The organism is Bradyrhizobium sp. USDA 4502 (genome assembly GCF_054063355.1).
This window is the reverse complement of the sequence record NZ_JBSSGF010000001.1, coordinates 2,774,517-2,796,818: the sequence shown is the minus strand read 5'-3', so window position 1 is coordinate 2,796,818 and position 22,302 is coordinate 2,774,517. Positions and strand designations below refer to the sequence as shown.

The following is a 22,302-nucleotide window of genomic DNA, read 5'->3' as shown; positions in this document are numbered from 1 at the left end:
CCCCGTCCCAGAAATTTCGCTGGGCGGGGCTTTCTTGCATCCGCTGCTGCGCAAGCGTGTCGCGGCACGTCCCGTCCATATCCGGCCGCGTGATCGCGCGGCGCAACCGGAGCCAACGCTCGCGAAGGCGTGAGCATGCGAAGGCGAAATGCGATCGGCAAAACTCGCGCTAACCCCTGCCCCGCGTCGCGTTTTGCTGCTATTCCTTGCCCCGTCTCGCCCGAGCCCAAACAAAATCTCTGAATCTGCAGGAGGATAAAAAAATGCGCTATCTGCACACCATGCTGCGCGTCCGCAATCTTGATGTCGCGATGAAATTCTATCAGGACGCGCTGGGGCTGAAGGAAGTGCGCCGCATCGACAATGAGAAGGGCCGCTTCACGCTGGTGTTTCTCTGCGCGGAGGAAGACCTCCATCTGCTCAAGTCCCTGCCGCAGACCCGCGGCGCGCCGCTGGTCGAGCTGACCTACAATTGGGATGAGGAGAAATACGGCGAGGACCGCCATTTCGGCCATCTCGCCTACGAGGTCGACGACATCTACGCGACCTGCGAGAAGCTGATGAAGATGGGCGTCACCATCAATCGTCCGCCGCGCGACGGCAACATGGCGTTCGTGCGTTCGCCCGACCTGCACTCGATCGAGATCCTGCAAAAGGGCGAGCCGAAAGCCCCGGCCGAGCCGTGGGCATCGATGCCGAACACCGGCCATTGGTAAACACCGCGCCCGCTCCTACGTTCCTGTCGGCGTTTCGCCCTTGCTGAAGCGCCGAGCGATCGCGAGGAACGCGACACGATCGTTGACGTTGCTCCCTCACAAGCATGCGAGGAGGCAACGATGGGAAGAGGAATTTTGCTTTGGCTGTTGGGTGTGCCGATCCCGGTGATCATCGTGTTGTGGTTGTTGTTCGGTCACTGACGGCGTCTTGATGCATAGCGATCAGCGAGGCTCTGCCGCTATGCGGCGGAGCCTTTTTTTGCTCTCGGTACAATTCACCCCCGCGCTTTTCCCCGACGCTTCAGCTATGAACGCGCGCAAAGCACAACAGCGGGAAGAAACGCGTGATGGACAGTAAGCCGCAAGTGACGATCTGGGGTCGGGCGAACTCGGTCAACGTGCAGAAGGTGCTCTGGTGTCTCGCCGAGCTCGACCTCCCCTATCAGCGCATCGATGCCGGCATGCAGTTCGGCAAGAACGATCAGCCCGACTATCTCGCGATGAATCCGAATGGCCGTGTCCCGACGCTGGTCGACGGCGACTATGTGCTGTGGGAATCCAATTCGGTGATGCGCTATCTCTGCATGGCCTATGGTCATGGCGCGCCGCTCTATCCGCAAGCGCCCAAGGCGCGCTCCGCCGTCGACCGCTGGCTCGACTGGACGCTGTCGACGCTGCAGCCGGTCGACCGGCCGGTGTTCTGGGGGCTGGTGCGCACGCCGCCGGAGAAGCGCGATATGGTCCAGATCCAGAAGGACGCCGATGCCGAGGGCGTGGTGTGGCGCGTCGTCGAGGCGCAGCTTGCAAGGCGCCGCTTCATCGAGGGCGATCAGTTCACGATCGCCGACATCGCGCTCGGCGCCTTTGCGCGGCGCTGGCTCGGCGTCCAGGGCGTCACCAAGCCGAAGCTGCCCCATCTCGAACGCTGGTTCGGTGAGATCGCGGGGCGGCCGGCCTTCGTGCGGTTCATCGCGCCGCCGATGTCGTGAGCGCGGGCGGCAAGCCGCTCAACGCCCGCCGCTGGACATCCCGCCACCGACGCTGACGGCGCCACCGAGTTTCACGCAGGTGTCGGAGCCCTCCACCTTGACGAAGCCGGGTCCGTACGACGCGCATGGATTGCTCCGCGTCGCGGATTTCGACGGCAAGGTTTTGCCGGCATCAGTGGGCGTCTGGAAATTGCGGCGGTCGCCCTGCTGGGCGAACGCGGCGGCTGGAAGCAGGACGGCGATGATGGCAATGCAGGTCTTGCGCATCCGGCCTTTTATCCCACGCCACCGGATGAGGCTAGCTCATGATGCGATCGGGAAGGGTCGCAGCATGAGCTAGCTCTTTTCTTGAGCATGATCTGTTCGGAAAACCGGATCCACTTTTCCGGATCATGCTCTATCGCACGAACTTGACGCCGAACGTCCTGCCCTCGCGCCACACCACTTCGCAGGCGCGCCCGGTGCGGGCGTCGCGCGAGAACGCCAGCCGCAGCTTGGCCGGCAGTGTGTTGTTGTCCTGGACCGTGATCTTGGCGCCCGACGAGGACATGTCCTCGACCACGCAGGGCCGCGCGGCGAATCCGCCGTCGAGCGTGATCCAGCCGGATTGCCGCAGCGATTTGCGCGTTTCGCGCTTCTTGGTCCCTGGAGCCATCACATCATCCCGAGCCCAGCCGTATCGCCGCTAACTTACCAAAGGGTTGCGAAACAGCTGCGGATTGCAGCGATCCGCCGACCCGTGCACAACGGCCGAGACGGCGCGGCGAGAGCGTCCGTCCGAGCACAATGCGTTGAGTTGGCTGGATTTCCAGTCTGGCCGTGATGGCGCTCCCTAGCGGAATCGAACCGCTCTCTCCACCGTGAAAGGGTGGCGTCCTAACCGATAGACGAAGGGAGCAAAACTCCCGGCAAATCAATACGTTAGACGTGAGATGCGCCGGACCGGCCACAGCCCTCAAGCCGCGACCGGCGAACGTATAGTGGCGATTGGCCGGGCGGGCAAGCGTTCAGAACGCTTTTCCCGGGTTGCCGCTGGGATCACCGGAAGGACATCACCTGCAGGACAATCCGGCCTCGATCGAGGTCCAGAAGCCGCAATGCGTCGGCACATGCGCATGCGCCCGCGAACCGCCGACGTGAATCAGGATTGCGGCGGCAAGGGCGACGACGACGACGGGAACAATGAATCTTCGGATCGACATGGGCCTGCGCATCGACCGACATCGTGGCCTAACTAAGGCCTGCGGGCCGGCTCGATGTCCGGCAACAGCGCTCAGCGCCAGCCGCTAGTGATTGCTGGCGACGTTCTGACGATTATTCGGCTGCGCCGCCACGGGCGTCCGCTTGATGCAGGTGCTGCAGATCACGAGCTTGCGCGCCAGCCGGTCGTCGGCATCCGCTTCCGACAGTTGCTCAGGCGACGCCTCCGCCACCGCGGGCGACGCATTCCGCGCATGGCGCCGCGGCTGCGGGAGATTGGGGTCCTGTCCGGCACCGTCCCAGGCCAGCGGACCTGTCCCCGGCGGCGGCGTGGTCATGCTGTATTGCTGCGAGACCTGCGCGCAGGCGCCGACAGCGATCGGAAGAAACAGCACAGCGGCCTTGCGAGCCCAGTTCCGGAATGCAGACATGATCACACTCTCACGCTATTCGTACTGCGACCTAAGAGCAGAACCGCTAAGAAATCGTTTGCCCTGATTGTTCCGTCGCATCCAACCGCGTCGGCATCAAGACGGGATTGAGGCGCCAAGGCGCACATCAAGACGTAAAATCAAGACGGCAATCCGGAGTCCAATCATGCCAGGCATCAACGGTCGCTTCGACGGCAAGCGCGTGCTCGCCGATCTCAACGCGCTGCGCGCGATCGGCGCCTACAAGACCGGCGTGCACAAGCCGACATTCTCGGAACCGCATCTGCGCTCGCTCGACTGGCTCGCGACGCGTTTGCCCGACGCCAATCTCACCGCAACAATCGACGGCATCGGCAATGTGCTCGGCTCCAGCGCGAAGGCGGGACCAAAGCTGCTCGCCGGCTCGCATCTGGAGAGCCAGAACCACGCGGGCTGGCTCGATGGGCCGCTCGGCGTGATCTACGCGCTCGAGGCGGCGCGCGTCATCAACACCGACCCGGACGCGAACGGCGCGGTCGAGGTCGCCGCGTGGTGCGACGAGGAAGGACATTTCGGCAGTTTCCTCGGCAGCCGGTCGTTTGTCGGTGCGGTGACCGAAGCCGACATCGATGCAGCCCGCGACCGCTCCAGCGATCGCACCATGCGCGATGCATTGCGCGACGCAGGCTTCGCCGGCCGCCCGCGCCTCAATGCCGAGGCCGGCCGTCATATCGGCTATCTCGAAGCGCATATCGAGCAAGGCGACACGCTGGAAAGCAGCGGGCTCAGGATCGGCGTCGTCACCTCGATCGTCGGCATCTGGCAGTATCGCATCACGTTCACCGGCGAGCAGAACCACGCCGGCACCACGCGGATGGCGGTGCGCAAGGACGCCGGCCTCGCGCTGGCGCGGTTCTGCGTCGCGATCGACGACAGCTTCCCTGCCCTGTCGGGACCGCGCACGGTGTGGACCACCGGCCGCATCACGCTGGACCCAGGCGCACCGAGCATCATTGCAGGCGGCGCCGAGATGCTATTCCAGATTCGCGACGACAATCCCGAGGTGATCGCACGTCTCGAGGAGCAGCTGCATCGCCTGGCGGCCGAGGCCACCGCTCAGGGCCGTTGCGGCGTGAAGGTTGAGCGCATCCGCACCGGAGTGCCCGCGATGATGACGCGCGCATTCCAGGATGCGATCGAAGCCGCGAGCGCAGCCTGCGCCGGCGGCAGATCGATCCGCATGCCGAGCGGCGCCGGCCATGACGCCCAGGTCCTCGCCACCATCATGCCGGCGGCGATGCTGTTCGTTCCGTCGATCGGCGGCATCAGCCATCACTGGAGCGAGAACACCGACGATGCCGATATCGTCACGGGTGCCGAGGTATTTGTCGAAACCTGCCGGCGCCTGCTCGCAGGTTAGAGCACCTTCAGGTCGGACCGCCCCGGTTGCCCGACTTCAGCGAAGCCAACGCGTGCGAGTTCTGCACGGTGCTTCTCCTCGCGGTGAAGAAAACGTACAGCAAGCAGATGTCGATCAGGATCGTGCCGGCCATGACGCTGTAGGCCCACGGGCTTTCCATCAGCTTCACTTCGATCAATACGCGCGACAGGCCGAATCCCACGACCCACGCATCAAAGCTCATGCAGATCCGGCGAAACGTCTCGGCGTCCAACCGCCGGATCAGCCAGGCACCGAGCGGTATGCCGACGACAACGCAGGGAACCAGCACGAGCAGGATGCTCCGGCTCTCGTCGATGAACAGACCGAGCTTGTAATATGCGATTGCAGTCAGGCTGGACTCCGTCACCCGAACCAGCGCGAGACCGGCCCTAAACTCATCTTTGACGAGGCCCTGATTGTTGAAGAGGATCGCCAGCGGCGGGCCCGAAATGGTCGTGACCGAGTACAAGATCCCGAGCATCGTTCCGAAGGGCAAACCGACCAGCCATTTCGACTGGATCGGCCTCCGCCAACCGGCCGCCTGCAACAGAATGAGCGGCAGAATAATCGAGTAGGTGGCGAACTTGGTCCAGCCGGGCTGAAGCGACGTCAGCGCAAAGGCTCCGACCGCGATACCGGGCAGCATGCCGATGAGAATAGGCAGCACGCGCCGCCACACGGCCGGAACGCCGCTCAGGTTGATGCACAGGACATACAGATTGACGAAGACTTCGACGATGACCACCGCGGGATTGAGGACGCGGTTGGTGTAGAAGACGAGTGCGACCGGCACCGTGAGCGAGGAAAACCCGTAACCAAGCGCGCCATTTACAAACGCCGCAAACAGCGCGATCACGGCAAGAACGATCACAGCAGAATCAATCGAAAGCATCTCTGGCTTTTACCGGATCAGTCGCCTTGCCCACGGCATTATAGCCCAACGACGGGGACGCGGTGCCGAAAGCTGATCGGACCCACAGGTCGCGATCCCGGAATCGTCGGGCTACCAAAGCGCCTGGAACGCCATGGACCTGCCGCCGTCAGGAACCTGTCCGGGAGCCGCGCTCGGCCCTTAGCTGATCAAGGCCCGCAACGGCACCTTTCCAGCCTGCTTTCGTAAGGCACCGTGGCATATTGGTCACGAGAACGGCATCAGACCGATTTGCAATCCGCTGAACTTGCTGCCATTTCTTCGGCACGCATCGCTTTGGTGCCATCAAAGGGGCCCGTCCGGCTCATGTTGTTGCTTGAGTCGCTTCCAACCGTCATCGGCGCCGCCGCCATTGCCCCCGCATTGCTGGTGTTGTGGCTGGTCATCGCCGCCGACGAGCGGCCCGGACCGCCGGTTCAGGTGTGGCTCGCCTTCGTGCTCGGCGCGGCCAGCATCTCCCTGCTCGGCCTGGCGCGAATTCCGTTCAATGCGCTGCTTGCGATTCCCGACAATCCCTGGGCGACGCAGGCGGTGCGTGCAGCTTTCGGAGTCGCGGCACCGGAGGAGATCGTCAAGGTGCTCGTCATCGTCGTCATCTCGACGCGGCGCCGCGCCTTCGCCGATCCGATGGATACGGTGGTCTATGGCGCGGCCGCCGGACTTGGGTTTGCCGCCTATGAGAACCTCGCCTATCTGGTCCAGCACAAGGACATGTGGCGCGCGCTCGCGGCATTGCGCAGCGTGCTCACGGTGCCGTTCCACGGCGCGCTCGGCATCATCGCCGGCGCCTATCTTGCGATCGCGCGCTCCGGCGGCGCGCTCGGCGCCTACCGGGGTCACCGCGACTGGGCGCGCATGACGAATTGGGCGCTGGTGCTGGTCGCGCCGGTCGCGCTGCACGCGGCGTTCGATTTTCCGCTGCTCGCGCTCCAGCGCATCCCCGATCTCGGCTCGACCACGCGGCTGCTGCTCGGCTCGGCCAGCGTGCTGATCGGCTTCTCCTCGATCGGCTTTGCAATCCGCCTCGTGCGACGCCTCGGCAAGCATCATGCGCCGCGCACCGACGTTGCGCGCGAGCGGCTCAGCCAGCTGCGGCGGATGTGGGCGCTGCTGCTGATCGGCGGCGGCGCCGGCTTTGCCGGCGTCTCCTTCCTGCTCACCTCGCTGCATCATTGGTACGTCAATCCCGAGCGCAATGCGTCGTTCATCCTGGTCCCGATCGGCTTCACCTCGATCCTGATCGGACTGGCGCTGCTCATCGCGACCACCGCCGTCTACTTCCTCGGCCGCAACCGGATGCGGACCGCCTCGGAGGGCTTTCCGTCCGCTCCCGGTCAAAGCTAGCGCCCCGGCCGGCACCGCTCCCCTTGCAAAACAACCTCGGCGGGTTCAGGGAGAGACACAGACCAGGCGCGAGAGGACGATGGGGCACAACTACAAGAATTATCGGCCGGATATCGACGGCTTGCGGGCCGTTGCCGTCTCGTTGGTCGTGCTCGGCCACGCGTTCCCGCAATATGTTCCCGGGGGTTTCGTCGGGGTCGACATCTTCTTCGTCATTTCCGGCTACCTGATCACCGGGATCATCTATGGCGACATTCAGAACGGGAGCTTCAGCCTTGCGACGTTCTATGCGCGTCGCATTCGCAGGATTTTTCCTGCCCTGATCGTCGTCTTGATCGCCGCCTTCGTTGCCGGATGGCAACTTCTGATGCCGAGCGAGTTGGTGGCCCTTGGAAAGGAGATTGCGGCAGGCGCGGGTTTCTCGGCAAACCTGCTGTTCTATTCGGAGGGTGGCTATTTCGATGCGGCCGCGCAAACGAAGCCGCTGCTCCATCTCTGGTCGCTCGGCATCGAGGAACAGTTCTACCTTGTCTGGCCCTTGCTGCTGTGGGCGCTGGTGCGATGGCGGATCGCCGCCGCCGCTCCCCTTGCCCTGATCTTCATCGCATCGCTTGTCGCAAATATCCTGGTCGTTCGAACCAACCCTGAAGCCGCATTCTACCAGCCGTTCACGCGGGCGTGGGAGCTCGCGGCCGGAGCATTGGTGGCCGTCTGCCTGCCCAGCGGATTCTCCGCGGCGCGCGACCTTCTCGGATGGTCCGCGCTCGCGGTGATCGCGGCGGTAACCGCGTTCTATTCGCCCTCCATGACCTACCCCGGGATCGCAGCGGTGGCGCCGGTCGCCGCTGCCGCCGCCCTCATCATGTCAGGTCGCAATCGATTTCTCTCGACGCGTACCGCGGTCGCGATCGGGCTGATCAGCTATCCGCTCTACCTCTGGCATTGGCCGATCCTGGTTTTTGCGGCGAGCTTCAAAGGTCGTCCCCTGACTTTGGCCGAGAACGGGCTGGCCGTTGGGGCCAGCTTCATTCTGGCCTGGGCAACCTATCGCTACGTCGAGCGCCCAATCAGGTTCGGGCAGTGGCGGGTGGCGCCGGTCCTTGCGGCATCGATGGTGGCCGTTGCATCGGTGGGAGCATTGGCGATCGTCGACGGCTTTGCCTTTCGGCTTCCGGCGATCGTTCGCGAAGCCGGCGCCATGACCGTATCCAGGGACTTCCTGAGATACGGCGAATGTCATATCTCGGCTTCCGCCGATCCCGCATTTGATCCGAGCTGCGTTGACGCCAGCAAGCGCCCGCTTGTTTTCGTATGGGGCGATTCGACCGCCGGCATGCTTGCCGCCGGGCTGCGGCAAGTCCAGGGCGATCAATTCGGGTTAGCCCAGTTCACCGTCAATTCCTGCCCGCCACTCTTCACCGCGCAGGCCGAGACCATTCCGTTTTGTGTTCAAACCAATCGCCACATCGTTGCTGCGGTTGCCCGCTCGCACCCCGATGTCGTGCTTCTGCACCTGGCGTGGAGCAAAGAACCCACCGCCGACGATCTCCGCCCGACGATTGTCGCCCTCAGACAGGCCGGCGCCGCCCGTGTCATCCTGGTCGGCCCTGTCCCGGTCTGGACCGACACTGTGCCCCATCTGACGGTGCAATATTTCCTGCGCCATCATACATTGATCCCGGAACGCAGCCACGATGTGCGATCGACCAAGCAGACTGACGACAGGATTGGGCAGATCGCCGCCGATCTCGGGATCGAATATCTGTCGCCCTATGACGAGCTCTGCAACGCGGACGGATGTCTGACGAGGGTCGGGACCAGCGCAAACGACCTGGTATCGGCCGACTTCCTGCATCTGTCGCCACGCGCCTCGCGATATCTGGCGGCCAGGCTTGTGCCAAGGATTCTGGCTGTCGAAAACCGCCATGCAGAAAGATGAGCGCACAGCTATTGCCGCCGCAACTGACGGGCTGACCATTTATAACCGGTTAGGATAGACTGCACACGCGCAGATCCGGAGAGCCGCGATGCCCCTGTCCAACGACCTCGACAAGCTGCGATCGAAAATGCAGGCCGCGGTGAAGGCGCACTGGAAGGCGTTCCTGTTCGAAGGCATCCTGCTGGTGATCCTCGGCATCGCCGCGATGATCGTGCCGACCTTCGCGAGCCTCGCCGTCACCATCTTCCTCGGCTGGATGTTCCTGATCTCAGGGATCGGCGGGCTGATCGTGACGTTCTGGGCGCGCAACATGCCGGGCTTCTGGTGGTCGCTGATTTCGGCCGCGCTCGCCGTGCTGGCCGGCATGGTGCTGCTCGCCCGTCCGATGCAGGGTGTGCTGACGCTGACCATCGTGGTCGGCGCCTATTTCGTCGCCGAGGGCGTCGCCACCGTCATGTACGCGCTGGAGCACCGCCGCGAATTGTCGGGACGCTGGTCCTGGCTGCTGATCGCCGGCCTGATGGACATCGTGATCGCCTTCTTCATCATCGCGGGCTTGCCGGAATCCGCGGGATGGGCGATCGGCCTCCTCGTCGGCCTCAATCTGATGTTTGGCGGGGCGACCCTGATCGGCATGGCGTTGGCGGCGCGCAACACCTGACGCCGAACCGCGGGGGGCTTGCATTTGGGGGGTGACAGCCCCAAATCCCTGCGCTATAGAGCCGCCCCATGATCACCGTCGCCACCAGCTATTTTTGGTACTTTAGCTACGACAGCTCGCTGGCGGCAGGAGGATCGCGCTCAATCTGAAGAATTGCAGCAAACGTCCAAAACAAGCCGCCAGACCTGGCGGCTTTTTTGTGTGCCGGCAGGTCCCGAAATCCAAAGGAGCCAGCCGTGTTGAGTACGACAGACGATCTTCGCATCAAGGAATTGAAAGAGCTCAGTACGCCCGAGGAGGTGATGCGGGAGGTCCCGCGCACCCTGACGGCGACCCGGGTGGTGATGGGCGCCCGCAACGCCGTCCACGCGATCCTGAACGGCACCGATGACCGCCTGCTGGTCGTCGTCGGCCCCTGCTCCATCCACGATCCCGCGGCGGCCGTCGATTACGCCGAGCGCCTCGCCAGCCTGCGCGAACAGCTCGCCGACCGCCTCGAGATCGTGATGCGGGTCTATTTCGAGAAGCCGCGCACCACCGTCGGCTGGAAGGGGCTGATCAACGATCCCGATCTCGACGGCAGCTTCGACATCAACAAGGGCCTGCGGCTCGCCCGCAACGTGCTGTCGGCGGTGAACAATCTCGGCCTGCCGGCCGGCACCGAATTCCTCGACATGACGACGCCGCAATACATCGCCGATCTGGTTTCCTGGGCCGCGATCGGCGCGCGCACCACCGAGAGCCAGATCCATCGCGAGCTGGCTTCCGGCCTGTCCTGCCCCGTCGGCTTCAAGAACAGCACCGACGGCGGCGTGCGGATCGCGGCGGACGCGGTGAAGTCGGCCTCGCACCCGCATCACTTCATGGCGGTCACCAAGGGCGGCCGTTCAGCGATCGCCGCGACCAGCGGCAACGAAGACTGCCACGTCATCCTGCGTGGCGGCCGGGCGCCGAACTATGATGCCGCGAGCGTCGATGCTGCCGCCGCCGAGCTCGGCCGCGCCGGTGTCGCGGCGCGGCTGATGATCGACACCAGCCACGCCAACAGCAGCAAGAAGCCGGAGAACCAGCCAGCGGTTGCCTCCGACATCGCGCGCCAGGTCGCAGGCGGCGAACAGCGCATCATCGGCGTGATGATCGAGAGCAATCTTGTCGCGGGACGCCAGGACGTCGTGCCAGGCAAGGCGCTGACCTACGGCCAGAGCATCACGGATGGCTGCATCGACCTCGGGACGACGGCTGACGTGTTGAAGCAGCTGGCCGATGCCGTCGACGCAAGGCGCAGCGTGCGGCGTGACGGCCTGCAGGAGCGTTCGGCCTGACGCGGCCGAACGGATTGAGCGTTGCCGGCGGGGCGAATATCGCGCCTCGCCGGTCAGCTGCGTGGGTTAGCAACCGCGGCAGATGCTCTTGATCTTCCTGTCGAGCGCCGCGTCTTCCTTGTTGGCCTGACTGTTCGGATCGCTGATATTCTTCTCGCTGCCAACGTCGCCGCGGCGCGGCTGACGATGTCCGATCGGCGCCTCCGGGACCGTCCCGCCCTTCTGCATGGAGGACGATCCGCCCTGTTGCTGCGCCCAGGCTTGGGAGATGCCAAGCTGGGGCGCTCCGGCCGCAACCATCATCAGAGCCATCAACAAAACTGTCTTCCGCATCTCGCGTCTCCGCTTCTCAACCCTATCGCGCCCGTTCCGGCACCTCGACGGTAGCACAGTTGCGTCGCCCCTGCGCTGCGCAATCCTGTACCTTCCGTATATCGGCCATCGTGCCAAGGAGCCAGATTCCCGCGGCGACCAGCACCACAAAGAAGCCGAACATCACAGCATTTTCGATGCTGCGGTTGCCCTCATCCTCGGGCGGCTCCTGCCGTCCGTCCCCGGCCCCGCTCATCGCCGCCTCAGGATTGCGGCGGGTAAAGATGAACGTCACCACAATAATCGACGATACGGTAGCGCCGTTCCACCGGATCTTCACGTTCGCGGGAAGCCGGCTGCGACAAATAGCTCGGGCCGATCGGCGCCTTGCCGTGGCCGCCGGGGATGTCGAGCACATAATCCGGCTGACAAAGTCCGGACACACGCCCGCGCAACGCCCGCATCAGTTCCTGCCCGGTTTCGATCGTGGTGCGCAAATGCGCTGTGCCGGGCGCAAGGTCGCCGTGATGCAGATAATAGGGCTTGATTCGGCACTCGACGAAGCCGCGCATCAGCGCCTCGAGCGTCGCGGCATCGTCATTGACGCCGCGCAGCAGGACGGACTGGCTTACCAAGGGAATGCCGGCGTCTGCAAGGCGCGCGCACGCTGCGCGGGCATTGTTGCTCAGCTCACGCGGATGGTTGGCATGGATCGCAATCCAGGTCGTCGCGCCTTCGACCCGCAGTGCCGCGATCATCTCGGGATTGATACGGCCCGGATCGGCGATCGGAACACGGGTGTGGAGGCGAACGATCTTCACATGATTGATGTCGGCGAGATCGGCCATGATCTCGGTCAGCCTGCGCGGCGACAGCATCAAGGGATCGCCGCCGGTCAGGATGACTTCCCAGATCTCCGGATGGCTGCGGATGTAATCCAGCGCCGCACGGTAGGCGTCATCGGACAAGGCCGAGGCCTTTCCCGGCCCGACCATTTCGCGCCGGAAACAGAACCGGCAATACACCGCGCAGACATGGACGAGCTTGAACAACACCCGATCGGGATAGCGATGCACGATTCCGGCGACCGGCGAATGCGCATCGTCGCCGATCGGATCGGCGTTCTCGCCCGGCTGCTCGACGAGTTCGTCGGCGCTCGGGATGAACTGCCGCGCGATCGGGTCGGCGGGATCGGCCGGATCAATCAGCGCGGCGAGCTCCGGCGTCACCGCGACCGCGTAGCGCGCAGCAACCCGCTCGAGCCCGGCCAGTGCTGCGACCGGCGCGAGCCCGGCATCGACCAGCTCGCGCGGCTGTCGCAGCGTCGCCGCCAGTTTTGGATCGATCCTGTTCATGTCTCTCCCGCAGGCGGCGTCCAGACCACCTGATCAATTCGTGGCGCGCCGCTCGCCAACATCACCAGCCGGTCGAAGCCGAGCGCGACGCCGCTGGCCTCCGGCATCTGGCCGACCGCGGCAAGGAAATCGTCATCGAGCGGATAGCGCTCGCCATAACGGCGGGCCTTCTCGTCCATCGCTGCGGTGAAACGATGGCGCTGCTCGGCCGCGTCGGTCAGTTCGCCGAAGCCGTTGGCGAGCTCGACGCCGCAGGCATAGACCTCGAAACGCTCGGCGACGCGCTGATCGCCGGCCTTGGTGCGCGCCAGCGCGGCCTCTGGCGACGGATATTCGAACAGCACCGTCAGACGGCCCTGTCCCAGATGAGGCTCGATATGCTCGACCAGCACCTTGCTGAAGATATCGGTCCAGGTGTCGTCATCTGCAACCCGCACCCGCGCTGCTGCAGCCGCCGCAAGCGCCTCGCGGTCGCCTTCGCCGCCTGAGATCGTCGCCAGGAGATCGATGCCGGCGAAGCGCTCGAAACCCGCCGCGACCGTCAGCAGCTCCGGCTCCGCAAACGGATCGGCCGTCATGCCGCGGAAGGAAAACCGCCCGATCCCGGTCGCCTGCGCCGCATGGGCGATCACGACGATCGTGTCGGCCATGATGGCGTCATAGCCGGCATTGGCGCGGTACCATTCCAGCATGGTAAATTCGGGCAGATGCAGGTCGCCGCGCTCGCGGTCGCGGAACACCCGCGCGAACTCGTAAATCTTCGGCTCGCCGGCCGCGAGCAGCTTCTTGCAGGCGAACTCCGGCGAGGTGCGCAGATAGCGGGGCGCATGTGAGCCATCGGCCTGCCTGAGCTCGGTGCGAGGAGCGTGCAGATGGGTCTCGTTGCCCGGCGAGATCTGCAGGATCGCGGTCTCGACCTCGGCAAATCCCTGCTCCTCGAACCAGGCGCGCAGCGCTCGCGTGATCGCCGTCCGCGCCTGCAGAAACGGCCTGCGGTCGGCATAGCGCTGCGGCATCCACCAGGGCGACGGCCGGTCATGAGCTGTCATCGCCAGAGCATCCTCATGGATTCAACATCAACGAGCCGCCATCCGCACTCAAGAGTACTGCGCAACCGATTGATTCTACGCAAGTTCATAAGCCTACACAGCCCGAGCCTCCGCGGAACGCCGCGAGGCTGATCCCTTCTTGTCGAAAGACGCGCACCTTGTCCATGCGCGCACGTGGCTGAACTTGAACGACGGCTCGCGCGTCCCATCGGCAGATTCGCTGAAACGGATGAGCCCATGGCCGAAAAATAGGGCCGATCGGGACGGCCGGGACGGTTGGCAACCTTGCGAATTCGGCCGCAAAAGACTGGCATCTCAGGGACAAATCAGTATGTTGCAGCCCGAAATCGCCGCCATGACCGAGGGGCTGCCGATCCGGTTGGCGCCCTTAGGCTCTCAAATTCAGGAAAACACCTTTGAAAGTCATCGCCAGTTCCATCCGCAAGGGCAACGTCATCGAGCAGGACGGCAAGCTCTATGTGGTCCTTTCCGCCGAGAACATTCATCCCGGCAAGGGCACCCCGGTCAGCCAGATCGAAATGCGCCGCATCGGCGACGGCGTGAAGGTCTCGGAGCGCTACAAGACCACCGACCAGGTCGAGAAGGCCACCGTCGAGGACCACAACTACAACTACCTCTATGAAGATGGCGACGGCTTCCACTTCATGAACAACGACAACTACGACCAGGTCCAGGTCTCCAAGGAGATCGTCGGCTCGTCCGCGCCGTATCTGCAGGAGAACATGACCGTGAAGCTCTCGATGCACGAGGGCAACCCGGTCGCGATCCAGCTGCCGCAGCGCGTGACGCTGGAAGTGGTCGAGACCGAGCCCGTGACCAAGGGCCAGACAGCCTCCTCGTCCTACAAGCCGGCCATGCTGTCCAACGGCCTGCGCACCGGCGTGCCGCCGCACATCACCACGGGCACGCGCATCGTGGTCATGACCGAAGACGGTTCCTACGTCGAACGCGCCAAGGACTGAGCGCTTGAGGCGCGGTGGGATTTGAAATGAATCGTCACCGCGCCTCAACTTGTTGGTTAAGCGTCAACTTTACCGAAAACCGCTACACACTTTTCCGGAACTTGCTTTAGTCTCTCGGGCGATCAGACATGAGCCCGGGGTGTGCAGTGAACAGGAAGGTGGTCAGCTTCGTCAGTTGCTGGCTGGCAGCCCTGCTCTCGCCTCTTCCCGGCGCCCATGCCGACGAATTCCGAACGCCATCGATCTCGGCCATGCGGGTCGAATGGCGCGCCGTGCTCGACCAGCTGCGGCAGGAGATCGGTAGCCGCCCGGCCATCGCCGCCGGCTTCACTTTCGCAGGCCAGCGCCGCGTCCCCGCCACCGATCCGCGGGCGACGCCTGCGCTGGTGCAGTTGAACGCGGTGACAGCGCCGCTGTTTCCCGGCATTGCGCAGAGCCCGATCCCGGTGCTGCTGCCGTTCGACCCCGCAAGCTATCTCGACGCGCGACAAAACGGTGCGCCGGACAGCCTGTCGATCGCGCGCTACCAGGCCGACTTCCGCGCGGTCGATTTCTTCCATGCCGGTGCGTCGGGCTACGATGCCGTGTTCTCGCTCGACCCCGGCGCCGGCGACGGCCTGCCGCCGCGGACATTTGCCAAGCCGGTCGAGGTGCAGATTTCCGGCTCGATCCTCGTCTACGACCTCGCCGACCGGCTCGGCGGCAAGGGCGAGCCGGTCAGGACGCTGGCCGCGCAGTTTCCGGACCTGCGCCGCTTCGTTCGCGAGGGCTATGTCCGCTACGCCTTCACCCGCTTCGGAATCCCCTATGTGGTCTCGATCCAGTGCCTCGACAGCGCGCCGCGGCCGAAGCGGCTGGCCTGCCGCGAGGCCTATCCGGTCGCCGAGCGCTTTCTGAAGGCCCTGCGCATCGCCGGCGGCCAGCCGTCACGGCCGCGCAGCGACGTCGCCTCCGATATCGCCGAGCGGCCGGCCGTGCAATCCGCCGACTTCACCTACCACCCGAGCGGCGACATCGTCGCGGGCAGCGGCGGCCGCAGGCAACAAGGCGGCCACGCCGACTTCACCGTCTATTCGCAGATCCGCTTTCCGCTCGAGAAGGCGCCGGCCTTCGCCCACTCGCAATCTTTCGCCAAGCGCAAGCCCGGCGCGGCCATCGACACGTATCCCTGGCAAGACAATTTCTGCGAGGCGCGCAGCTTCGAGGTCGGCCAATGCGCCAGCGGCTACGGCCATCAGGGCCAGGACATCCGCCCCGGCGCGTGTCCTGTCGACAGCAAGGATGGCTGCGACCCCAAGCAGCAGGCGGTCGTTGCGGTGCGCGACAGTATCGTGATCCGCTCGGCGCAACAGCAGGCCGCAACATTGCAGGTCAACACCCGCACCGAGCATGTCCGTTTCCGCTACATGCACATGAACCCGTCAGTGATGGATGCCGACGGCCTGCTCAACGGGCGCCGCGTCAGCGAGGGCGAGAAGATCGGCGTGGTCTCGAATTATCTCGACCACCCCAACGGCACATCGCGGCATCTGCATTTCGACGTCCAGCTGTTCACGCGCGACGGCTGGCTGTGGGTCAATCCCTACACCACGCTGGTGTCGGCCTATGAGCGGCTGATCCGCGGCCGCGGCCGCGAGATCGGACCGGAGCCCGGGCTTGCAGCCGCCGTGGCCCATGCCCTGCCCGACGACGTCGTGCATCGCATCGACACCCAGGAAGGCGGCGGCAATTAGAGTGTTGTCGACCGAAGGGGACACCGGTTCGGGGCGCACTGCCAAAATATCGAAAACAACCCCATGCAAAGGAGCCGGCGGTGGCAGGCGTTCGACCTAGCCACTGTTCGACACGACGACTTGACACGTCGGGCAAATCAGCGGCATTATTTCATTATTCCGAAATTGTGCAAACGCCCCACCGCAGGTTCCATTCGGAATCGCGTCGGTGCGCGCCATGTCGCGGCGACAATTGCCAGCTTCAATGATCATGATGGAAGCAGCAAACGGCGGGAACCCGTCCCGCTTTGACCATCGGACGCAAGTCTCTATCAGATGCCCATTCAGGCTGGACCACAACCAAGCATGCTCTCGACCTTCAGCTGGTTCTTTCTTTCGGTGAAAGGCCGCATCAGCCGGCAGGAATTCAGCCTGGGATTTTTCGGCCTTATGCTGGTCGACATGCTCGTCATTCGCGTCGGCGTAAGGCTCGACCCCGGGTCCACGCTATTACGACAGCAGCCCGCCCGCCGACGACCTGTCCGTCCTGCGCTTGCTGCTCATGCTGTCATTGTGGCCATTCGCGGCGATCCTGGTGAAGCGGCTGCACGACCTCAACGTCTCGGGTTGGTGGGCGCTGACGATCCTCGCCATTCCCCACCTCGCCGCCGCGCTGCACGTCAAATACTGGATCCCCTATCTGGCGCTCGTTGCAACGCTAAGCGTGCTGCCGGGATCGAAGGGTGACAACCGGTTCGGCCGCGACCCGATGGCGCGCGCCGGCATCTAGCGCCCTCCGCCGTGGTTGCGATCAGTCGATCTCCATCGCCGCCAACGTCTCCTTGACCCGCCTCTGAGCGTCCGCGGGCAGCGGCAATATCGGACGTGGAGGCTCGGCCGTGCAGACCCCTCTGAGATCGGCAAGTGCGTAGACGACACGCAGACTGGAATATGTCCTGAACAGATCCCAAATCGGCTGCAGTCGCCCGTTGAGCTGTCGCGCGCGGGCCGCATCGCCGCTCGTCGCGGCGCGCACGATGTCCACGCAGACCTTCGGGAAGATTCCTGCGAGAACGCTGTACCAGGTGTCTCCGCCCGCCAGCAGCGCCTCGGTGCAATTCCAGTCGGCGCTGTATCCCAACGCAACGCCGTCCGGAACCACAGCCCGCAATTCCCCGAGATGGCCCGCCACGGTCGAAGCATCCAGCGCCGGACTTTTCACCGCGACGATTCCCTCGACCCGGCTCAGACGGCCGATGAGAGCCGGCGTGAATTGAAAATGAGTCGTTCCGGGATTGTCATAGATGCAGATCGCCAACCCGCTCTCGCGGGCCACGGTTTGGAAGTGCTCAAAGACCTCGTCATCGGTCAGCGGCGTATAGGAAACCGCTGCCAACAGGCCCGCCGTCGCGCCGGCATCACGCGCATCCTTCGCCAGCCGCACCGCATCGTCGGTGCGCAGTGCGCCGATGCCAACCAGTATTGGTGTGTTGCCGTCCGCCAAGGCGGTGGCCGCCTGCACGGCGCGCCGCCGCTCATCGCGGCTGAAATACGGATATGAGCCGGTACTTCCGAGCAGCCCGACCGAATCCACCTTCGCCGCAATCAGGGGGTCGAGCAAGGCGCGGAGCGCACCCACATCGACCCGTCCATCCCGGTTCGAAGGCGTGATCGGGAAGGCAGAGAGCCCCTTCAGGCTGATCATCGGTTTGTCCCTCGTCGGCAATCGTCGCCGCAACGTGTCCTGCAATCAATCGACACGCCCCGTTGCGCGCAAGGTCCAGTTTCACGCGAACTGGGCACCAAACTGGTCCAGTGCGCATGTCTAGCAGAACGAGCGCCAACCGATCGCTAATCGAGCATCGTGGTCAGCTGCGCGCCCTCATCCGCCACGAACACCGCGATCAGCTCCGCCGGCTCCGTGGTGCTCGCATTGGCCGAGACCATGTGGGTCGAGCCCGGCGGCTCGAAGAAGGACTGGCCGACCTTGAAGGTCTCGACCGGCCCGCCACCGAGCTGTGAGCGGATTTCACCCTTGGTGATGTAGGCCGTCACCGAACCGGAATGGCGGTGCGGCGGCGTGAAGCCACCGGGACCATAGAACACGCGCACCACCGTGACACGCTTGCCCGCCACATTGGGCAGCGCGTGCGAGCTGATGACCTCGACCTTGTCGAGCGGCGACGCCGCATTGGCGCTGGCGCACAGCGGCGCGATGACGGAGGAGATCGCGTCCATCGGGGTCGGCAGTGCCTTCCCGATCACGAAGGCGGAGACCAGTCCCGCGATCACGGCCAGCATGACCGGCCGCGGCGGCCGCGCGAATGGAAGGGATGGTGTCATCGCCATCGAGGTCATTGTTTTTCTCCCTGTCGGTTGCCGTTTGATCCGTCTCGACGTTACGAAGCCGCCGCGTCCGCGCGCTGCCGGCGCGGCGGCGGCGTCCAGCGATAGGCCGCGCCGAACCGGTTCCAGACATTGATCGATGCGATCGCCGAGGTCAGGTAAGTCAGCTCCTGCTCGGAGAATTCAGCGGTGGCCTCGGCATAGACCTCGTCGCTGACGCCGTTCGGCAGGGTCGTTAACGCTTCGGTCCAGGCCAGCGCGGCGCGCTCGCGCGGCGTGAACTGCGGCGCCTCGCGCCACACCACGACGAGGTTCAGCTTGTCGGCGGGCACGCCGAGGCTCTCGCCCTGCAGGATGTGATACTGCACGCAGAACGCACAGCCGTTGATCTGCGAGGCGCGCAGCTTGACGAGTTCGAGCAGCTGCTTGTCGAGGCCGGCCTTGGCCGCGAACTGGCCGAGTGCGCGCACCGCGGCGAAGACGTCGGGCGCGAGCTTCTCGAAGTCGGTGTATTCCTTGCGGGCATGTGACATTGGTCCGGCCTCATGTTATCAGTGTACTGAGATATTATCAGAGCTCTGATATCATCGGCAAGATGCGGGCATCGGCCGAGGCGACAGCAGGCGACATGGCGGCAATGCAGAAACGAGGCAAATTCGGCACCGCCGAACGGCGTCCAGTCGGAAAAGCCGCCGGCCGAAGGGCCGCAGTGAATGCGGGATCGAGCGCTGGCGACGTCGTGTTCGCCCCTTCCGTTCCGGCGCCGGGCGAAGGCAAGCGCGGCGAGCAGGGCTATCTCGCCTATCTGCTGCGTCAGGCCCACGCGGCCTCGCGGCTGTCGATGGAGCGCCAACTGGGACGGCTCGGCGTCACCTCGCCGCAATTCGTCGTGCTGACGATGCTGAAGGCCTATCCGGGGCTCTCCGGCGCCGATCTGGCTCGCGTCGCGCTGCTGACGCCGCAGACCGTGAGCGTGATCATCCGCAACCTCGAGCGCGACGGCGCGATCGGCAAGACGGCGCACCCGGTCCACGGCCGCGTGTTGCAATGGACCCTGACCAGCCATGGAACCAGACTGCTGGAGAAATGCCGGCAGATCGCCCAGGCCCAGGAACGCCGGCTCGCCGCCGGCCTCGATGCCAGGTCGGAACACGTGGTGCGCCGGTGGCTGTCAAAAATCGCCACAGATTTGCAGGATAGCTAGAGCATGACCCGGAAAAGTGGGAACCGGTTTTCCGATGAGGTCATGCTCAAAACTATAGCTCCTGCGGCGGCGTGGCTTTTGGCTCACCCGCTCGGCGCCGCTAGACTGGCCCGATGAAACAGCCTGATTCTCCGAAATCCCCTGCCCGCCGCGCCGTCCTGAAGGCCGGGCTCGCGGCCGGCGTGGTACTCGTCAATCCGCTCGGCGCGCTCGCCGCCGCCCCTCCGGGCTTCGACCAGTGGCGCGACAATTTTCGCGCTCGCGCGCTCGCCAAGGGCATCTCGGAGGCGACCTGGAATCGCTGCATGGGGCGGATCGAGCCCGACATGAGCGTGTTCAGGCAGATGCGCAACCAGCCTGAATTCCACGAGCAGATCTGGCAGTACATCAACCGCCGCGTCTCCGACTGGCGGGTCATTCACGGCAAGGAGGCGCTGAAGAAGAACGAGGCGCTGTTCGGCCGGATCGAACGCGATTTCGGCGTCGAGCGCGGCACGCTGCTCGCGCTGTGGGGCGTCGAATCCGCCTATGGCGATCCGCTGGTGCAGCAGAACCACATGACGCCGGTGTTTCCGTCGCTGGCGGCGCTCGCCTGGAACGAGCCGCGCCGCAAGGCCTATTGGGAGACCGAACTGATCAACGCGATGAAGATCGTGCAGCGCGGCTGGAGCACGCCTCAGGAGATGAATGGCTCCTGGGCCGGCGCGATGGGTCATTCGCAGTGGATGCCGGAAGTCTGGCTCAATGTCGGCTTCGACTATGACGGCGACGGCAAGGTCTCGCCGTTCGGCCGGCCCGACGACGCGCTGGGCTCGACCGCGAAATATCTCGTCAACCGCGGCAAGTGGCACCGCGGCGAGCATTGGGGCTACGAGGTCCGCGCGCCCGGCGGCGGCGCCAGCGGCAGCCGCACCTACGCGGCCTGGGCCAGCGCCGGTGTGACCCGCGCCGACGGCCAGCCGTTTCCGCAGCCAAATGCGTCAGCGCAACTGTGGATCCCGGTCGCGGGTGGTCCGGCCTTTCTGCTCGGTCCGAACTTCAATTCGGTGAAGAGCTACAACCCGTCGATGAACTACGCGCTGGCGATCTGCCATCTCGGCGATCGCTGCCTCGGCGGGCCGCCCTTCATCCAGCCCTTCCCGGGCTCGGAACGCGCGCTGACACTGGCCGAGGTGCAGGAGATGCAGACGCGGCTGACCAAGGCCGGCTTCGACACCGGCGGCACCGACGGTCGCGTCGGCAACGACACCATGAAGGCGATCAAGGATTTTCAGATCAAGATGGGCCTGTTGCCCGCCGACGGTTACGGCGGGCTCAAGGTGCTGGCGCGGCTACGGCAAGGCGGGTAGGCATCATGCGATCTGCGTAGCCCGGGTGAGCGAAAGCGATACCCGGGCACGCATTTCCCGCATATCGCTCCGCTCATGCGGGCTACGACAGTTCGCTCCTATCGGCTCGCAGGCTGCCACATTGACCGCTCACCGTCATTGCGAGCGCAGCGAAGCAATCCATCCCTCCGCATATGCGGGACTATGGATTGCTTCGTCGCTTCGCTCCTCGCAATGACGGAGACTATTTCGCAGGCTGCCGCACCACGCCGCCGGCATTCATGCCGCCGTCGATCACGAGCTCGCTGCCCGTGACGTAGCGCGACGCGTCGGAAGCGAGATAGAGCACGCCCTGGGCGATCTCGATGGCCTGGCCGGCGCGTCCGAGTGGCGTGGCGAACCTTGCCCGCTCCTCCGGATCGATCGGCGCGTTCTGGCCGGCACCGGTCGCGCCGGTCGGGATCTTGCCCCAGATCGGCGTGTCGATGATGCCGGGATGCACCGAGTTGACGCGGATACCGTCGTTGACCTGCGCGCACTCCATCGCGATCGACTTGGCGAACAAGCGGACCGCGCCTTTGGTGGCGCTGTAGCCGGAAAGGGTCGCCGCACCACGCAGGCCAGCCAGCGACGACATCATGATGATGGAGCCGCCGCCGTGCTTGCGCATCAGCGGCAGCGAGTGCTTCACCGACAGGAATACGCCGTCGATATTGATGGCGGTCTGGCGACGCCAGTCCGCGAGCGACATCTCGACAATCGAGGGCGCTCCGATGCCGATGCCGGCATTCGAGACCATGATATCTAGGCGGCCATGGCGCTTGCCGATCTCACTGATGATTTCGATCCAGCGCTCCTCGCTGGTGACGTCCTGCGGCAAGAAGGTCACGTTCCGCCCGGCCTTGGTGAGCCGCGCGGCGAGCTCGGGTCCCCTCAACTCATCGATATCGGTCGCAATAACGGTCGCGCCTTCCTGCGCGAACAATTCAACGATGGCCTCGCCAATGCCCGATGCGCCGCCGGTCACCAGCGCGACCTTGCCTTCTACCTGTCCTGACAT

The 22,302-nt window shown here is 64.6% G+C and carries 25 protein-coding genes and 1 tRNA gene; 12 read left to right on the top strand and 14 right to left on the bottom strand.

Features of this window, described 5'->3' with window-relative positions:
- Window positions 1-263 precede the first annotated feature (263 nt).
- The gene (locus ACVW1B_RS12690; RefSeq protein WP_016844600.1) at window positions 264-716 is read left to right on the top strand and encodes a VOC family protein; all 453 of its coding nucleotides are present in this window, start codon (window positions 264-266) and stop codon (window positions 714-716) included.
- 347 nt (window positions 717-1,063) lie between these two features.
- Window positions 1,064-1,705 (top strand): glutathione S-transferase family protein, encoded by a 642-nt coding sequence (locus ACVW1B_RS12685; protein WP_253610018.1) that lies wholly within the window; start codon window positions 1,064-1,066, stop codon window positions 1,703-1,705.
- A gap of 18 nt (window positions 1,706-1,723) precedes the next feature.
- Here ACVW1B_RS12685 and ACVW1B_RS12680 read toward each other — a convergent pair whose 3' ends face one another.
- The 5 genes from ACVW1B_RS12680 to ACVW1B_RS12660 form a co-directional block, all read right to left on the bottom strand.
- Window positions 1,724-1,972, bottom strand: a complete 249-nt coding sequence (locus tag ACVW1B_RS12680) for a hypothetical protein (protein WP_092083430.1) — start codon at window positions 1,970-1,972, stop codon at window positions 1,724-1,726.
- A gap of 130 nt (window positions 1,973-2,102) precedes the next feature.
- Entirely contained in the window at window positions 2,103-2,360 is a 258-nt protein-coding gene (locus ACVW1B_RS12675; RefSeq protein WP_092083431.1) for a PilZ domain-containing protein, read from the bottom strand.
- A gap of 168 nt (window positions 2,361-2,528) precedes the next feature.
- Window positions 2,529-2,603 (bottom strand) — tRNA-Glu (locus ACVW1B_RS12670).
- 154 nt (window positions 2,604-2,757) lie between these two features.
- On the bottom strand, window positions 2,758-2,907 hold the full coding sequence (locus tag ACVW1B_RS12665; protein ID WP_016844593.1) for a hypothetical protein: 150 nt from the start codon (window positions 2,905-2,907) through the stop codon (window positions 2,758-2,760).
- A gap of 84 nt (window positions 2,908-2,991) precedes the next feature.
- Complete coding sequence (locus ACVW1B_RS12660; protein WP_253608726.1) at window positions 2,992-3,336, bottom strand: hypothetical protein; 345 nt, start codon at window positions 3,334-3,336, stop codon at window positions 2,992-2,994.
- A gap of 166 nt (window positions 3,337-3,502) precedes the next feature.
- On the opposite strand from ACVW1B_RS12660, the gene ACVW1B_RS12655 reads away from it, so the two are divergent.
- Complete coding sequence (locus ACVW1B_RS12655) at window positions 3,503-4,735, top strand: Zn-dependent hydrolase (RefSeq protein WP_253608727.1); 1,233 nt, start codon at window positions 3,503-3,505, stop codon at window positions 4,733-4,735.
- A 7-nt stretch (window positions 4,736-4,742) separates the two neighbouring features.
- Here ACVW1B_RS12655 and ACVW1B_RS12650 read toward each other — a convergent pair whose 3' ends face one another.
- Window positions 4,743-5,648: a sulfite exporter TauE/SafE family protein gene (locus tag ACVW1B_RS12650; RefSeq protein ID WP_092083434.1), complete on the bottom strand. Its 906-nt coding sequence runs from the start codon at window positions 5,646-5,648 to the stop codon at window positions 4,743-4,745.
- 345 nt (window positions 5,649-5,993) lie between these two features.
- On the opposite strand from ACVW1B_RS12650, the gene ACVW1B_RS12645 reads away from it, so the two are divergent.
- From ACVW1B_RS12645 to ACVW1B_RS12630, 4 genes are all read left to right on the top strand, one after another.
- Window positions 5,994-7,031 (top strand): PrsW family glutamic-type intramembrane protease, encoded by a 1,038-nt coding sequence (locus ACVW1B_RS12645; protein WP_028342108.1) that lies wholly within the window; start codon window positions 5,994-5,996, stop codon window positions 7,029-7,031.
- A gap of 121 nt (window positions 7,032-7,152) precedes the next feature.
- Window positions 7,153-8,970 carry an acyltransferase family protein gene (locus tag ACVW1B_RS12640; RefSeq protein WP_456821634.1) on the top strand — a complete coding sequence of 606 codons (1,818 nt, stop codon included), beginning with the start codon at window positions 7,153-7,155 and terminating at the stop codon, window positions 8,968-8,970.
- Window positions 8,971-9,058: 88 nt separating this feature from the next.
- Window positions 9,059-9,631: an HdeD family acid-resistance protein gene (locus tag ACVW1B_RS12635; protein ID WP_253608730.1), complete on the top strand. Its 573-nt coding sequence runs from the start codon at window positions 9,059-9,061 to the stop codon at window positions 9,629-9,631.
- A 236-nt stretch (window positions 9,632-9,867) separates the two neighbouring features.
- On the top strand, window positions 9,868-10,953 hold the full coding sequence (locus ACVW1B_RS12630) for a 3-deoxy-7-phosphoheptulonate synthase (protein ID WP_057018573.1): 1,086 nt from the start codon (window positions 9,868-9,870) through the stop codon (window positions 10,951-10,953).
- 66 nt (window positions 10,954-11,019) lie between these two features.
- Here ACVW1B_RS12630 and ACVW1B_RS12625 read toward each other — a convergent pair whose 3' ends face one another.
- The 4 genes from ACVW1B_RS12625 to epmA are packed head-to-tail and all read right to left on the bottom strand — an operon-like array spanning window position 11,020 to window position 13,669.
- Window positions 11,020-11,265, bottom strand: a complete 246-nt coding sequence (locus tag ACVW1B_RS12625; RefSeq protein WP_225644401.1) for a hypothetical protein — start codon at window positions 11,263-11,265, stop codon at window positions 11,020-11,022.
- A gap of 43 nt (window positions 11,266-11,308) precedes the next feature.
- Window positions 11,309-11,560, bottom strand: coding sequence for a hypothetical protein (locus ACVW1B_RS12620; RefSeq protein ID WP_225644190.1), 252 nt, complete (start codon window positions 11,558-11,560; stop codon window positions 11,309-11,311).
- Window positions 11,529-12,620, bottom strand: a complete 1,092-nt coding sequence (locus tag ACVW1B_RS12615) for a lysine-2,3-aminomutase-like protein (protein WP_253608731.1) — start codon at window positions 12,618-12,620, stop codon at window positions 11,529-11,531. The genes ACVW1B_RS12620 and ACVW1B_RS12615 overlap by 32 nt, the downstream gene beginning before the upstream one ends.
- Complete coding sequence (gene epmA / locus ACVW1B_RS12610) at window positions 12,617-13,669, bottom strand: EF-P lysine aminoacylase EpmA (protein WP_253608732.1); 1,053 nt, start codon at window positions 13,667-13,669, stop codon at window positions 12,617-12,619. The genes ACVW1B_RS12615 and epmA overlap by 4 nt, the downstream gene beginning before the upstream one ends.
- A gap of 416 nt (window positions 13,670-14,085) precedes the next feature.
- Here epmA and efp point away from each other — a divergent pair, with 416 nt between their 5' ends.
- The 3 genes from efp (at window position 14,086) to ACVW1B_RS12595 (ending at window position 17,154) form a co-directional block, all read left to right on the top strand.
- Complete coding sequence (efp, locus tag ACVW1B_RS12605; protein WP_016844580.1) at window positions 14,086-14,652, top strand: elongation factor P; 567 nt, start codon at window positions 14,086-14,088, stop codon at window positions 14,650-14,652.
- A 128-nt stretch (window positions 14,653-14,780) separates the two neighbouring features.
- Window positions 14,781-16,385: a M23 family metallopeptidase gene (locus ACVW1B_RS12600; protein ID WP_253608733.1), complete on the top strand. Its 1,605-nt coding sequence runs from the start codon at window positions 14,781-14,783 to the stop codon at window positions 16,383-16,385.
- Between the two features lie 532 nt (window positions 16,386-16,917).
- Entirely contained in the window at window positions 16,918-17,154 is a 237-nt protein-coding gene (locus ACVW1B_RS12595) for a DUF805 domain-containing protein (RefSeq protein WP_456821633.1), read from the top strand.
- Window positions 17,155-17,175: 21 nt separating this feature from the next.
- Here ACVW1B_RS12595 and ACVW1B_RS12590 read toward each other — a convergent pair whose 3' ends face one another.
- The 3 genes from ACVW1B_RS12590 to ACVW1B_RS12580 form a co-directional block, all read right to left on the bottom strand.
- Window positions 17,176-18,069 (bottom strand): dihydrodipicolinate synthase family protein, encoded by an 894-nt coding sequence (locus ACVW1B_RS12590; protein ID WP_253608735.1) that lies wholly within the window; start codon window positions 18,067-18,069, stop codon window positions 17,176-17,178.
- A 146-nt stretch (window positions 18,070-18,215) separates the two neighbouring features.
- Window positions 18,216-18,722 (bottom strand): cupin domain-containing protein, encoded by a 507-nt coding sequence (locus ACVW1B_RS12585; protein WP_253608736.1) that lies wholly within the window; start codon window positions 18,720-18,722, stop codon window positions 18,216-18,218.
- A gap of 41 nt (window positions 18,723-18,763) precedes the next feature.
- A complete protein-coding gene (locus ACVW1B_RS12580) occupies window positions 18,764-19,243 on the bottom strand; it encodes a carboxymuconolactone decarboxylase family protein (protein ID WP_253608737.1) in 480 nt (159 codons plus the stop codon).
- A gap of 95 nt (window positions 19,244-19,338) precedes the next feature.
- Between ACVW1B_RS12580 and ACVW1B_RS12575 the strand changes: the two genes are divergently transcribed.
- On the top strand, window positions 19,339-19,914 hold the full coding sequence (locus ACVW1B_RS12575) for a MarR family winged helix-turn-helix transcriptional regulator (protein WP_456780615.1): 576 nt from the start codon (window positions 19,339-19,341) through the stop codon (window positions 19,912-19,914).
- 113 nt (window positions 19,915-20,027) lie between these two features.
- Window positions 20,028-21,263 (top strand): lytic murein transglycosylase, encoded by a 1,236-nt coding sequence (locus tag ACVW1B_RS12570; RefSeq protein ID WP_253608739.1) that lies wholly within the window; start codon window positions 20,028-20,030, stop codon window positions 21,261-21,263.
- Window positions 21,264-21,486: 223 nt separating this feature from the next.
- Here the strand turns inward: ACVW1B_RS12570 and ACVW1B_RS12565 are convergent, their stop codons facing one another.
- Window positions 21,487-22,302: an SDR family NAD(P)-dependent oxidoreductase gene (locus tag ACVW1B_RS12565; RefSeq protein ID WP_253608740.1), complete on the bottom strand. Its 816-nt coding sequence runs from the start codon at window positions 22,300-22,302 to the stop codon at window positions 21,487-21,489.

Coding starts and splice junctions, on each gene's coding strand:
- ACVW1B_RS12650 (WP_092083434.1), bottom strand. CDS start 5,648: ATGCTTTCGATTGATTCTGCTGTGATCGTTCTTGCCGTGATCGCGCTG.
- ACVW1B_RS12580 (WP_253608737.1), bottom strand. CDS start 19,243: ATGTCACATGCCCGCAAGGAATACACCGACTTCGAGAAGCTCGCGCCC.
- ACVW1B_RS12665 (WP_016844593.1), bottom strand. CDS start 2,907: ATGTCGATCCGAAGATTCATTGTTCCCGTCGTCGTCGTCGCCCTTGCC.
- ACVW1B_RS12590 (WP_253608735.1), bottom strand. CDS start 18,069: ATGATCAGCCTGAAGGGGCTCTCTGCCTTCCCGATCACGCCTTCGAAC.
- ACVW1B_RS12565 (WP_253608740.1), bottom strand. CDS start 22,302: ATGTCAGGACAGGTAGAAGGCAAGGTCGCGCTGGTGACCGGCGGCGCA.
- ACVW1B_RS12660 (WP_253608726.1), bottom strand. CDS start 3,336: ATGTCTGCATTCCGGAACTGGGCTCGCAAGGCCGCTGTGCTGTTTCTT.
- ACVW1B_RS12690 (WP_016844600.1), top strand. CDS start 264: ATGCGCTATCTGCACACCATGCTGCGCGTCCGCAATCTTGATGTCGCG.
- epmA (WP_253608732.1), bottom strand. CDS start 13,669: ATGACAGCTCATGACCGGCCGTCGCCCTGGTGGATGCCGCAGCGCTAT.
- ACVW1B_RS12570 (WP_253608739.1), top strand. CDS start 20,028: ATGAAACAGCCTGATTCTCCGAAATCCCCTGCCCGCCGCGCCGTCCTG.
- ACVW1B_RS12635 (WP_253608730.1), top strand. CDS start 9,059: ATGCCCCTGTCCAACGACCTCGACAAGCTGCGATCGAAAATGCAGGCC.
- ACVW1B_RS12675 (WP_092083431.1), bottom strand. CDS start 2,360: ATGGCTCCAGGGACCAAGAAGCGCGAAACGCGCAAATCGCTGCGGCAA.
- ACVW1B_RS12615 (WP_253608731.1), bottom strand. CDS start 12,620: ATGAACAGGATCGATCCAAAACTGGCGGCGACGCTGCGACAGCCGCGC.
- ACVW1B_RS12680 (WP_092083430.1), bottom strand. CDS start 1,972: ATGCGCAAGACCTGCATTGCCATCATCGCCGTCCTGCTTCCAGCCGCC.
- ACVW1B_RS12625 (WP_225644401.1), bottom strand. CDS start 11,265: ATGGCTCTGATGATGGTTGCGGCCGGAGCGCCCCAGCTTGGCATCTCC.
- ACVW1B_RS12585 (WP_253608736.1), bottom strand. CDS start 18,722: ATGACCTCGATGGCGATGACACCATCCCTTCCATTCGCGCGGCCGCCG.
- ACVW1B_RS12645 (WP_028342108.1), top strand. CDS start 5,994: ATGTTGTTGCTTGAGTCGCTTCCAACCGTCATCGGCGCCGCCGCCATT.
- ACVW1B_RS12685 (WP_253610018.1), top strand. CDS start 1,064: ATGGACAGTAAGCCGCAAGTGACGATCTGGGGTCGGGCGAACTCGGTC.
- ACVW1B_RS12600 (WP_253608733.1), top strand. CDS start 14,781: ATGAGCCCGGGGTGTGCAGTGAACAGGAAGGTGGTCAGCTTCGTCAGT.
- ACVW1B_RS12655 (WP_253608727.1), top strand. CDS start 3,503: ATGCCAGGCATCAACGGTCGCTTCGACGGCAAGCGCGTGCTCGCCGAT.
- ACVW1B_RS12575 (WP_456780615.1), top strand. CDS start 19,339: ATGGCGGCAATGCAGAAACGAGGCAAATTCGGCACCGCCGAACGGCGT.